The sequence below is a fragment of the Enterococcus sp. DIV1208 genome, from assembly GCF_050530455.1.
In the GTDB taxonomy this organism is placed as follows: Bacteria; Bacillota; Bacilli; order Lactobacillales; family Enterococcaceae; genus Enterococcus_B; species Enterococcus_B hirae.
Genome location: NZ_CP172887.1, coordinates 74,913 through 83,950 on the forward strand (window position 1 = coordinate 74,913; position 9,038 = coordinate 83,950).

The following is a 9,038-nucleotide window of genomic DNA, read 5'->3' on the forward strand; positions in this document are numbered from 1 at the left end:
TATTAAGGAGGTGCCAAACCTATGAAACTTCATGAATTAAAACCTGCAGAAGGTTCACGACAAGTACGTAACCGTGTTGGACGTGGTACTTCTTCTGGTAACGGAAAAACTGCTGGACGTGGTCAAAAAGGTCAAAAAGCTCGTTCAGGCGGTGGTGTACGTCTAGGATTTGAAGGGGGTCAAACTCCATTATTCCGTCGTTTACCAAAACGTGGTTTCACAAACGTGAACCGCAAAGATTATGCAGTCATCAACCTTGATGTCCTAAATCGTTTTGAAGATGGTGCTGAAGTAACTCCAGTTGCTTTAGTAGAAGCTGGAATCGTGAAAAACGAAAAATCTGGAATCAAAGTATTAGCTAACGGTGAGTTAACTAAGAAATTGACTGTGAAAGCCGCAAAATTTTCTAAGGCAGCTGAAGAAGCAATCGTTGCTGCTGGTGGGTCAATTGAGGTGATCTAATGTTCAAACTGTTAAAAGATGCTTTTAAAGTAAAAGACATTAGATCCAAAATCCTATTTACTGTTTTTGTTCTATTTGTGTTTCGCTTAGGTGCACATATCACTGTGCCCGGAGTAAATGCTAGTTCATTGCAAAACCTTTCTTCTTTGCCTTTTTTCAACATGTTGAACTTGGTGAGTGGTAGTGCGATGCAAAACTTCTCCATCTTCTCAATGGGGGTTTCGCCTTACATTACAGCTTCGATCGTTATCCAATTGTTACAAATGGATATCGTGCCACGTTTTGTTGAATGGTCAAAACAAGGGGAGGTTGGTCGTAAGAAGTTGAATCAAGCAACTCGATACCTGACATTAGTATTGGCATTTGTCCAATCAGTTGGGATCACTGCTGGATTTAACCAGTATGCTCAACTAGGTTTTGTGAATAACCCTAACGTTTCAACCTATGTTACTATCGGTCTGATTTTGACTGCGGGTACAATGTTTGTCACTTGGTTAGGAGAACAAATCACAGAAAAAGGAATCGGTAACGGAGTATCAATGATCATCTTTGCAGGGATCATTTCTCGACTTCCTGAAAGTGTAAAAGAAATTTATGAAGACTATTTCGTAAATATCAATCAATCAGATATCTGGAAATCTGCAATTTTCATTGCTATTTTAATCGTTGCAATCCTATTGATCGTAACGTGCGTTACATTTTTCCAACAAGCTGAACGCAAAATCCCAATTCAATATACGAAACGTGTAGCAGGGGCGCCAACAAGTAGTTATCTACCGTTGAAAGTCAATGTGGCTGGGGTTATCCCGGTTATCTTTGCAAGTTCGTTTATTGCGACACCTAATGCGGTTTTACAAGCATTGAGTGGAAGATTTGGGGCTGAAAACTGGTATAAAATAATGATGCAGATCTTTAACTATAATACTGCACCTGGTGCAACTATTTATACGATCTTGATCGTCGCATTCACATTCTTCTATGCTTTTGTTCAAGTAAACCCTGAGAAATTAGCGGAAAACTTACAAAAACAAGGAAGCTATATACCAAGCGTACGTCCTGGTAAAGGAACTGAAGAGTATGTCTCAAGCTTATTGATGCGTTTAAGTACAGTCGGTGCGATTTTCCTTGGTTTAGTGGCTTTATTACCGATCATTGCTCAAATGATTTGGAATCTGCCTCAGTCCATTGGGTTAGGTGGTACTAGCTTACTGATCGTCATCGGTGTAGCTTTAGAAACTGCGAAACAGTTAGAAGGCTTAATGCTGAAACGTAAGTACGTTGGATTTATCGAGTAAGAAAGCGTGTTGAGGTTTTTCCTCAACACACGTTCTCACATTTATTAGGAGGGAAAACAATGAACCTCATTTTAATGGGGCTACCAGGCGCAGGTAAAGGAACACAAGCAGAAAAAATCATTGATGCTTATCATATTCCTCACATCTCAACAGGAGACATGTTCCGTGCAGCAATGCAAAATGAAACAGCTCTTGGCTTGGAAGCAAAGTCTTATATTGATAAAGGTGAATTAGTTCCTGATGAAGTAACAAATGGAATCGTGAAAGAGCGCTTAGCTGAACCTGATACGGAAAAAGGCTTCTTATTAGATGGTTTTCCCCGTACACTTGAGCAAGCAGAAGCGCTAGATGCAATGTTAAAAGACTTAGACAAAAAAATTGATGCAGTCATCGATATCCATGTTGGTGAAGATGTATTGGTTGAGCGTTTAGCTGGCCGATTCATTTGCAGCAATTGTGGAGCAACTTATCATAAAATTTTTAACCCTACAAAAGTTGAAGATACATGTGATCGTTGTGGTGGGCATGAATTCTATCAAAGAGAAGATGATAAACCTGAGACGGTTAAAAATCGTCTGGCTATCAACATCAAAAATAGTGAACCAATCTTGGCCTATTACAAAGAACAAGGTTTGCTAAACACTATCGATGGTGATCGTGAAATCGATGCTGTATTTACTGATGTCCAAAAAATTATTGAAAAATAGCACGATTGCCCGTAGCCGACTTGCATTAAGCAGTTACTCTTGTCAAGTTCAATAAATTATGATAGAATATGTCAGTCCGACTTCTAGAGAAATCCTCTAGATGATCCATTTTGAGAATTTTGAGGTGGGAACTGCAGTTTCCGCCATTTTATCGTGTGAAAATGCGAAACAAGTACAAGGAGGTACTGTGCGTGGCAAAAGAAGATATGATTGAAGTCGAAGGTACAGTCGTCGAAACTTTGCCGAATGCAATGTTTAAAGTTGAACTAGAAAACGGACACCAAGTTCTTGCTACTGTTTCAGGTAAAATCCGTATGCATTACATCCGTATCTTACCTGGTGACAAAGTGACGGTTGAATTGTCTCCGTATGATTTAAACCGTGGCCGTATTACTTATCGCTTTAAATAATTGTACTCCGTAAAACTACAGGAGGTATTATCATGAAAGTAAGACCATCAGTAAAACCAATGTGCGAACATTGTAAAGTAATTCGTCGTAAAGGACGCGTTATGGTGATTTGCCCAGCAAATCCAAAACATAAACAACGTCAAGGATAATTGGAGGTGCAATAAATATGGCTCGTATTGCAGGAGTAGATATTCCTCGTGATAAACGTGTAGTAGTTTCTCTTACTTATATCTATGGTATTGGTAACACTACTGCTAAAAAAATCTTAGCTGATGCTGGTGTATCTGAAGATGTTCGTGTTCGTGAATTAACGAATGAACAAACAGATGCTATCCGTGCAGAAGTAGATAAATTAAAAGTTGAAGGTGACCTTCGTCGTGAAGTGAACTTAAACATCAAACGTTTGATGGAAATCGGTTCATACCGTGGAATCCGTCATCGTCGTGGATTGCCTGTTCGTGGACAAAACACGAAAAACAATGCACGTACTCGTAAAGGTCCAGCTCGCGCTATCGCTGGCAAGAAAAAATAATTCTTAAGTGAAGGAGGTTAGAACTTCATGGCAGCAAAAAAAGTGAATCGTAAACGCCGTGTGAAAAAGAATATAGAAGCAGGTATTGCACATATCCATTCTACATTCAACAACACTATCATCATGATCACTGATACTCACGGGAATGCATTAGCGTGGTCATCAGCTGGTTCATTAGGCTTCAAAGGAAGCAAAAAATCAACTCCTTTTGCCGCTCAAATGGCAGCAGAAACAGCTACAAAAGCAGCAATGGAACACGGATTAAAAACTGTTGAAGTAACAGTTAAAGGACCTGGTTCTGGACGTGAAGCAGCAATTCGTTCATTACAAGCTACAGGTTTAGAAGTGACTGCAATTCGTGACGTGACTCCAGTTCCTCATAATGGTGCCCGCCCTCCAAAACGCCGTCGTGTTTAATGAGTGCCGCTCATTTTGAGTTCTATTAGTAACGTCATTGAACAAGACACTTTTCGTTTTGAAAGGGGTAAAGATAAGAATGATTGAGTTCGAAAAACCAAGAATCGCAAAAATTGATGAAGAAAAAGATTATGGCAAGTTCATCGTTGAACCTCTTGAAAGAGGATATGGGACTACTTTAGGGAATTCCCTACGTCGTATTTTATTATCTTCTTTGCCAGGTGCTGCCATCACTAATATTCAAATCGATGGTGTACTGCATGAATTCTCTACCATTAAAGGGGTAAGAGAAGACGTCACTCAAATCATCTTGAACATTAAAGGCTTAGCACTTAAAATGTATGGTCAAGAAGAAAAAACCCTTGAAATCGATATTACCGGACCTGCTACAGTAACTGCTGGCGATATTATCGTTGATAGTGAGGTAGAAATTCTTAACAAAGATATGTACATCTGTAGCGTCTCTGAAGGAGCTACGTTCCACGCTCGCTTAACAGTGAAGCCAGGACGTGGTTATGTTCAAGCAGATGAAAACAAAAAAGAAGATATGCCAATTGGTGTACTTCCAGTCGATTCAATCTACACGCCAGTTCGTCGTGTGAACTACCAAGTAGAAAACACTCGTGTTGGACACCGTGAAGATTTTGATAAATTGACGATGGAGATTTGGACAGATGGTTCAATCGAACCGTTGGAAGCAATGAGTTTATCTGCAAAAATCATGACAGAACATTTAGACATCTTTGTAAACCTAACTGATGAAGCTAAAAATGCTGAAATCATGGTCGAAAAAGAAGAAACACAAAAAGAAAAAATGTTAGAAATGACAATTGAAGAATTAGACTTGTCTGTTCGCTCTTATAATTGTTTGAAACGTGCAGGAATCAATACTGTACAAGAACTTACAAATAAATCTGAGCCAGAAATGATCAAAGTCCGTAACTTAGGACGTAAATCATTAGAAGAAGTGAAAGCTAAATTACACGACTTAGGTTTAGGTTTACGTAAGGAAGATTAAAACCTTTTACGAAGGAGGGAAACCAACGTGAGTTATCGTAAACTAGGACGCACATCTAGCCAACGTAAAGCGATGTTGCGTGATTTAACAACTGACTTATTAATTAACGAACGTATTGTGACTACTGAAGCTCGTGCGAAAGAAGTTCGCTCAACTACAGAAAAAATGATCACTTTAGGCAAACGTGGAGACTTACATGCACGTCGTCAAGCTGCGGCTTTTGTACGTAATGAAGTTGCTAGCGTACGTGAAGAAAATGAGGACATCGTCATTGAATCAGCTTTACAAAAACTATTTAATGATATTGCACCTCGTTATGCTGAACGTCAAGGTGGCTACACTCGTATCTTGAAGACAGAACCAAGACGCGGTGATGGTGCACCAATGGTTGTCTTAGAACTTGTCTAAAATCACACTAATAACATCACTTTATAGATGATTCTTTTAGAGTGTTATGATGTTGGAAGTTAACTCTTCCGAGTCTAGCTCAGCGCTACTCCCCAAATCTATCGGTTTGGGGAGTATGCACTCATCATAAAGTGTTTTTTTGTACCTTCAATTACCTGTCAAGACATCTAATTGAAGGTGTAAAAAAACACTTTAATTAAAACGGAAACAATTGAAAAATCAGGTGTTTTTTGATAGTGTTAGTAGGAACTTAGGATGGAGAAGGAGTAATTATGGAGCCAATAATTGAATTAGGAAAGATTAATTACAAATATCAACCTGATGACCCTCGTCCAGCATTAAAAGACATTTCATTTACCATCAAGCAAGGTGAGTGGATCGCAATCATCGGACATAATGGATCAGGGAAATCAACACTTGCAAAAACAATCAATGGGTTGCTTCTACCAGAGTCTGGTATTGTGAAAGTTGGCAATCAAACACTTAATGAAGAAAATATCTGGTCGATCCGTCAAATGGTTGGAATGGTTTTCCAAAATCCAGACAACCAATTTGTTGGATCTACTGTTGAAGATGATGTTGCTTTTGGTCTTGAGAACCAAGGTATACCTAGAGAAGAAATGGTGATCCGTGTACAAGATGCGCTAGAAAAGGTACGTATGATCGATTTTGCCAAACGTGAACCAGCAAGACTTTCTGGTGGACAAAAACAACGAGTAGCCATTGCTGGAGTCGTAGCTCTACGTCCAGATATTATTATCTTAGATGAAGCTACTAGTATGCTTGATCCAGAAGGTCGTGAAGAAGTGATTTCCACGATTAAAAAAATCAAAGATGAAAGTAATTTGACCGTCATATCTATCACTCATGATATCGATGAGGCAGCAAATGCCAATCGGATATTAGTGATGAAACAAGGAGAATTAGTCAATGAAGGCACACCAGAACAAATCTTTTCTGCTGGTCCAGAATTGATCAATTTAGGGTTAGATCTTCCTTTTCCTGAAAAATTGAAAAGCGCCTTGAAGCAACGAGGAATTGATGTTCCTAGTGAATATATGACAGAAGAAAGGATGGTGGAATGGTTATGGACATCCGTTTTGAAAAAGTAGATTTCACCTATCAACCAAACACACCATTCGAACAACGTGCATTATTTGATATTGATTTAATGATTAAAGAAAATAGCTACACAGCCTTAGTCGGGCATACTGGAAGTGGGAAATCAACCTTACTGCAACATTTGAATGCGTTGATTAAACCTACCAGTGGGATCGTACATATTGGCGATCGACAAATCAAGCCCGATACGAATAATAAAAACTTAAAACCCATTCGTAAAAAAGTAGGTATTGTTTTTCAGTTTCCTGAAGCCCAATTATTTGAAGAAACGGTAGCAAAAGACATTGCTTTTGGACCAAAGAACTTTGGTGTCAGTGAGGAAGATGCACGAGATTTAGCTAAAGAAACATTAGAACAAGTTGGTTTAGATGAAACTTACTTAGAGCGTTCTCCTTTTGAATTATCAGGAGGACAAATGCGTCGAGTAGCGATTGCAGGTGTACTTGCTATGAAGCCGGAAGTACTAGTATTAGACGAACCAACGGCTGGACTTGATCCTCAAGGTCGAAAAGAAATGATGGATATGTTCTGGCGACTGCACAAAGAACAAAAAATCACGATCGTATTGGTCACTCATTTAATGGATGATGTGGCAAATTACGCTGATTATGTTTATGTCTTAGAAAAAGGTAGGATTGTAAATAGCGGTCAACCTCATGCAGTTTTTCAAAATCTATCTTGGCTCAAAGAAAAGCAATTAGGTGTTCCGACTGCGACAGAATTTGCGGAAAAGCTGAATAGTCGAACAGCGCTTTTTTCCGAACTTCCAATCACTGCAGATGAATTAGCAGATCAGCTCGTAGCATTAGTAGGGGGACAACCTTATGATGAATAAATTAATTTTTGGTCGATACATGCCTGGAGATTCCTTGATCCATCGATTAGACCCTCGAGCAAAGTTATTAGCAAGTTTCTACTTTATTGGAATTATTTTTTTGGCAAATAATTGGCAGACTTATGCGTTATTAGCTGTTTTCACTTTACTTGCTGTCTTTCTCTCAAAGGTAGATTTCAAATTTTTCATCCGAGGCATCCGTCCTTTGATCTGGTTGATTTTATTTACAGTGGCACTCCAAGTATTATTTACTAGCGGTGGTGCTACCTACTGGAGTTGGGGAATCTTCAATATTACGGAGTTCGGTGTAATGAATGGGCTGTTTATTTTTTGCCGATTTGTACTAATCATTTTTATGTCTACCTTATTAACATTAACGACTCCACCTTTGGAATTATCTGATGCGATTGAGTATTTACTTCGCCCATTAAAAGCAGTTCGCTTTCCGGTGCATGAAATTTCGTTGATGCTTTCGATTGCTCTACGATTCGTACCAACGTTGATGGATGAAACAGAGAAAATCATGAATGCACAACGAGCCCGTGGGGTTGATTTTGGTGAAGGAAGTCTAGTCCAAAAAATGAAAGCAGTTATTCCTTTACTGATTCCTTTGTTTGTTAGCAGTTTTAACCGGGCAGAAGATTTAGCGACTGCCATGGAAGCAAGAGGATACCAAGGTGGTGAAGGAAGAACAAAGTACCGCATACTGCATTGGCATCAACGAGATACGATGGTCCTTGTTGTTTTTGTCTTGATGACCATTGCATTAGTCTTTTTAAGAAGTTGATGAGTAGGTGAAAGTATGACACGTTATAAAGCAATTATTGCCTATGATGGTACCCATTTTAATGGTTTTCAGAAGCAACCAAATGGTCGTACTGTCCAAGAGGAAATGGAAAAAACGCTAAAGAAAATGGCCAATGGAAAAGAGATCACTGTCTTTGGTTCTGGCCGTACTGATGCAGGGGTCCATGCGATGGGGCAAGTGATCCATTTTGATTATCCTGAAGAACGACCTTTAGAACGTATGCGTTTTGCATTAGATACGCAATCGTCAGAAGATATCGCAGTTAAAGCCGTTGAGATCGTTTCAGATGATTTTCACGCGCGCTATTTAGTAAAAGAAAAAACTTACCAGTTTCGGGTCGATATTGGAAAACCACGCAGTCCGTTTCGTCGGCATTACGCAAGTTATTTCCCCTATCCACTTGATTTATCGAAAATTCAACGAGCATTGCCTGACTTAATAGGTACCCATGATTTCACTTCTTTTTGTGCTTCTGGAAGTTCAATCGAGGACAAAGTAAGAACGATCTATGAAGCAAAGATGGAAGTCAATGAGGCCGGGGATGAGTTGTTATTTACTTTTCGTGGGAATGGTTTCTTGTACAAGATGATTCGGATCCTTGTCGGTACGTTGCTGAAGATTGGGAACGGACGACTTTCAGAGGATAGTATACCCGAAATCATTGCGAAAAAAGATCGAAATGCTGCAGGACCCACAGCTCATCCAGAAGGGTTATATCTGTATGAAGTGGTGTATGATTAATAAAGACCTTTTATTCACACGTTTCGTTTAGAGAAAAAATATTTCTCTAAACGGAACGTTTTTTTATTTTTTTATGAGTTTTAATTATCCAAAAAATAATAACAGTAAAAAGATATTACTAGCATCTAAGTAGCTAAATGATCAATTTTATAGAAATATAAAATAACTATTATTTAAAATAACAATCGAAATAACATAAAGTATATAAAAAAGAAAAAGTTGTTGCTAAAGAGAGGATTCTTTTCTTTATAATAGAACCTAATGAGCGAAAGGAGAATAAATG

At 38.7% G+C, this 9,038-nt stretch carries 13 protein-coding genes; all 13 read left to right on the forward strand.

Annotated elements, in window-relative coordinates:
• Nucleotides 1-21: 21 nt before the first annotated feature.
• The 13 genes from rplO (at nt 22) to truA (ending at nt 8,755) form a co-directional block, all read left to right on the forward strand.
• Nucleotides 22-462, forward strand: a complete 441-nt coding sequence (gene rplO, locus IGK91_RS00400) for a 50S ribosomal protein L15 (protein ID WP_010720440.1) — start codon at nt 22-24, stop codon at nt 460-462.
• Entirely contained in the window at nt 462-1,757 is a 1,296-nt protein-coding gene (gene secY, locus IGK91_RS00405) for a preprotein translocase subunit SecY (RefSeq protein WP_430605309.1), read from the forward strand. Before rplO ends, secY begins: the two co-directional genes overlap by 1 nt.
• A gap of 59 nt (nt 1,758-1,816) precedes the next feature.
• Entirely contained in the window at nt 1,817-2,464 is a 648-nt protein-coding gene (locus IGK91_RS00410; RefSeq protein WP_010720438.1) for an adenylate kinase, read from the forward strand.
• 191 nt (nt 2,465-2,655) lie between these two features.
• Nucleotides 2,656-2,874, forward strand: coding sequence for a translation initiation factor IF-1 (gene infA / locus IGK91_RS00415; protein WP_002288695.1), 219 nt, complete (start codon nt 2,656-2,658; stop codon nt 2,872-2,874).
• A 32-nt stretch (nt 2,875-2,906) separates the two neighbouring features.
• Nucleotides 2,907-3,023, forward strand: coding sequence for a 50S ribosomal protein L36 (rpmJ, locus tag IGK91_RS00420; RefSeq protein ID WP_002288710.1), 117 nt, complete (start codon nt 2,907-2,909; stop codon nt 3,021-3,023).
• A gap of 17 nt (nt 3,024-3,040) precedes the next feature.
• Entirely contained in the window at nt 3,041-3,406 is a 366-nt protein-coding gene (gene rpsM / locus IGK91_RS00425) for a 30S ribosomal protein S13 (protein WP_002288713.1), read from the forward strand.
• A 27-nt stretch (nt 3,407-3,433) separates the two neighbouring features.
• On the forward strand, nt 3,434-3,823 hold the full coding sequence (gene rpsK / locus IGK91_RS00430) for a 30S ribosomal protein S11 (protein ID WP_002288714.1): 390 nt from the start codon (nt 3,434-3,436) through the stop codon (nt 3,821-3,823).
• A gap of 79 nt (nt 3,824-3,902) precedes the next feature.
• Nucleotides 3,903-4,841 carry a DNA-directed RNA polymerase subunit alpha gene (locus IGK91_RS00435; protein WP_005880735.1) on the forward strand — a complete coding sequence of 313 codons (939 nt, stop codon included), beginning with the start codon at nt 3,903-3,905 and terminating at the stop codon, nt 4,839-4,841.
• 27 nt (nt 4,842-4,868) lie between these two features.
• Nucleotides 4,869-5,249 carry a 50S ribosomal protein L17 gene (gene rplQ / locus IGK91_RS00440; RefSeq protein WP_005880733.1) on the forward strand — a complete coding sequence of 127 codons (381 nt, stop codon included), beginning with the start codon at nt 4,869-4,871 and terminating at the stop codon, nt 5,247-5,249.
• A gap of 272 nt (nt 5,250-5,521) precedes the next feature.
• Nucleotides 5,522-6,361, forward strand: coding sequence for an energy-coupling factor ABC transporter ATP-binding protein (locus IGK91_RS00445; protein ID WP_010736800.1), 840 nt, complete (start codon nt 5,522-5,524; stop codon nt 6,359-6,361).
• The gene (locus IGK91_RS00450; protein WP_014834362.1) at nt 6,337-7,206 is read left to right on the forward strand and encodes an energy-coupling factor ABC transporter ATP-binding protein; all 870 of its coding nucleotides are present in this window, start codon (nt 6,337-6,339) and stop codon (nt 7,204-7,206) included. The genes IGK91_RS00445 and IGK91_RS00450 overlap by 25 nt, the downstream gene beginning before the upstream one ends.
• On the forward strand, nt 7,196-7,993 hold the full coding sequence (locus tag IGK91_RS00455; RefSeq protein WP_010720435.1) for an energy-coupling factor transporter transmembrane component T family protein: 798 nt from the start codon (nt 7,196-7,198) through the stop codon (nt 7,991-7,993). The genes IGK91_RS00450 and IGK91_RS00455 overlap by 11 nt, the downstream gene beginning before the upstream one ends.
• Before the next feature lie 15 nt (nt 7,994-8,008).
• Complete coding sequence (gene truA, locus IGK91_RS00460) at nt 8,009-8,755, forward strand: tRNA pseudouridine(38-40) synthase TruA (RefSeq protein WP_010736802.1); 747 nt, start codon at nt 8,009-8,011, stop codon at nt 8,753-8,755.
• Nucleotides 8,756-9,038: the final 283 nt, after the last annotated feature.

What these genes read in the sequence shown, in the direction of transcription:
- rplO (WP_010720440.1), top strand. Translation starts at nt 22, where the DNA reads ATGAAACTTCATGAATTAAAACCTGCAGAAGGTTCACGACAAGTACGT.
- secY (WP_430605309.1), top strand. Translation starts at nt 462, where the DNA reads ATGTTCAAACTGTTAAAAGATGCTTTTAAAGTAAAAGACATTAGATCC.
- IGK91_RS00410 (WP_010720438.1), top strand. Translation starts at nt 1,817, where the DNA reads ATGAACCTCATTTTAATGGGGCTACCAGGCGCAGGTAAAGGAACACAA.
- rpmJ (WP_002288710.1), top strand. Translation starts at nt 2,907, where the DNA reads ATGAAAGTAAGACCATCAGTAAAACCAATGTGCGAACATTGTAAAGTA.
- rpsM (WP_002288713.1), top strand. Translation starts at nt 3,041, where the DNA reads ATGGCTCGTATTGCAGGAGTAGATATTCCTCGTGATAAACGTGTAGTA.
- rpsK (WP_002288714.1), top strand. Translation starts at nt 3,434, where the DNA reads ATGGCAGCAAAAAAAGTGAATCGTAAACGCCGTGTGAAAAAGAATATA.
- IGK91_RS00435 (WP_005880735.1), top strand. Translation starts at nt 3,903, where the DNA reads ATGATTGAGTTCGAAAAACCAAGAATCGCAAAAATTGATGAAGAAAAA.
- IGK91_RS00445 (WP_010736800.1), top strand. Translation starts at nt 5,522, where the DNA reads ATGGAGCCAATAATTGAATTAGGAAAGATTAATTACAAATATCAACCT.
- IGK91_RS00450 (WP_014834362.1), top strand. Translation starts at nt 6,337, where the DNA reads ATGGACATCCGTTTTGAAAAAGTAGATTTCACCTATCAACCAAACACA.
- IGK91_RS00455 (WP_010720435.1), top strand. Translation starts at nt 7,196, where the DNA reads ATGATGAATAAATTAATTTTTGGTCGATACATGCCTGGAGATTCCTTG.
- truA (WP_010736802.1), top strand. Translation starts at nt 8,009, where the DNA reads ATGACACGTTATAAAGCAATTATTGCCTATGATGGTACCCATTTTAAT.